This window comes from Okeania sp. SIO2B9 (genome assembly GCF_010672505.1).
In the GTDB taxonomy this organism is placed as follows: domain Bacteria; phylum Cyanobacteriota; class Cyanobacteriia; order Cyanobacteriales; family Microcoleaceae; genus Okeania; species Okeania hirsuta.
The window spans coordinates 1-1,818 of the sequence record NZ_JAAHGK010001428.1; the positions used below are offsets into that span (position 1 = coordinate 1).

Annotated in this window: 2 protein-coding genes; one reads left to right on the forward strand and one right to left on the reverse strand. The window is 32.9% G+C overall.

The window, feature by feature from the left end; translation table 11 throughout:
- Window positions 1-547: 547 nt before the first annotated feature.
- A complete protein-coding gene (gene psaK / locus F6K13_RS31400) occupies window positions 548-829 on the reverse strand; it encodes a photosystem I reaction center subunit PsaK (RefSeq protein WP_124147671.1) in 282 nt (93 codons plus the stop codon).
- Between the two features lie 181 nt (window positions 830-1,010).
- Between psaK and F6K13_RS31405 the strand changes: the two genes are divergently transcribed.
- Window positions 1,011-1,673, forward strand: a complete 663-nt coding sequence (locus F6K13_RS31405) for a phosphoribosylanthranilate isomerase (protein WP_124147672.1) — start codon at window positions 1,011-1,013, stop codon at window positions 1,671-1,673.
- Window positions 1,674-1,818: the final 145 nt, after the last annotated feature.

The following is a 1,818-nucleotide window of genomic DNA, read 5'->3' on the forward strand; positions in this document are numbered from 1 at the left end:
TTATTGTTATACTTAGGCAGCACTTCACTTATTAAGTAATTAACACAGACTGAATAACTTTTTTGATAATTATTAGCTAGTTATTGTTAATTATTCTTGTTTTTACTTCTCCCCTACTCCCCTACTACCCCACTCAATAAAATGTAGAAAAGTTTTTGAGAAATGGTATAAGTGGTGCTTCACTTATTAAGTAATTAACACAGACTGAATAACTTTTTCGATAATTATTAGCTAGTTATTGTTAATTATTCTTGTTTTTACTTCTCCCCTACTCCCCTACTCCCCCACTCAATAAAATGTAGCAAATATTTATCAAATTAGTATAATACCCTGCCGTCTACATGGTATTTAAAATTGCTTGAGGTTATCAGACACGAAGTACCAAGTGCTTGACTATCTCCATCCACTTTTTCGATCTTTCAGTCCTTCTTTCTTCTTTCTTCTTCCTTCTTCCTTCTTCCTTCTTTTATTGGAAAATCAAAAATGGGGGTATCTCTTCTGTGCGAAAAGAATACCCCCTATACTTGTAACTAAAATCAGGTTATGTCTATAGCATACCAGCACTACCAAGTCCTAAAATTATTCCAGCCCCCAAAATATGACCAAAGCTAGTAGTAGCTAACAATTCTGGTATGCCAAACCCAGTAAAAATGGCTGGTAATGATACTGGTAAATCAGGCCCTTGTCCACGATTGTTCTTGGAAATAGCATAGTAACCAATTACAATTGCCACTAGGTTGCAAGTTATCATTACAATTGCTACTTTTGGAGACCACTCTGCAGAGAGGGGTTGAGATTGTGCTGCTAAAATTAAGCCAGAGTAAATCAAGTTTTTATCTCCTTAAATCACAGAAATTTGGCTATTTGACTTAAATGTTTGATTGAATCAATTTATGTTTTGCAAATTATCAATAAATTTTAGTAAGAAGCTATAATTTGTTTTAATAATTAACAATAACCTTAAGTTTTAATACAAAGATGTACAATTAAGCTCTTAGCAGGTAAAATAAATGCGCGTAAAAATTTGTGGGATTACAAAATTAGAGCAAGGACAAGCGATCGCTCAAATGGGAGCAACAGCTTTAGGATTTATCTGTGTTCCAACATCGCCTCGGTATATTACCGCAGAAAAAATCAGAAATATCGTTGTTCAACTACCAAAAAATATTGATAAAATCGGGGTATTTGTTAACCCAGAAATTGATTTTTTATCGGAAATAATTATTCAGACCCAATTGACTGGCATACAACTACATGGAGACGAATCTCCAGAATTTTGTCATCAGCTACGTCAATCAATACCAGATAATATAGAAATAATTAAAGCATTCAGAATCAAATCTCCTCAAGATTTAACAAGAGTAAATAGTTATGAAAATTATGTCGAGACTTTACTCCTAGATGCTTATCATCCAGATAAATTAGGAGGCACTGGTCAAACCTTAGATTGGAAAATTCTTAAAGATTTTCACCCTACTTGTCCTTGGTTTTTAGCAGGTGGTTTAACACCAGAAAATATCACAGTATCAATTCAACAATTCATCATTGAATCTAGCCATAAATTCTGTGGTATAGACTTATCTAGTGGAGTAGAAATAGCGCCTGGGTATAAAGATTTAATTAAAGTCAAAAAATTATTTAATAGTTTGGCTCAACTTAGGGTTAAAGTGTAGAAAAACATCAAGTATTATGACTGATACAAGTTTAAAAGTTTTTGTTTGTAGTTTTGCTCTACCCCATAAAATATCTATATCTATACTTAGGGTTTTAGCCCTACTACGATCTCTAATTATAACTATTCAACCGGACATGATATAA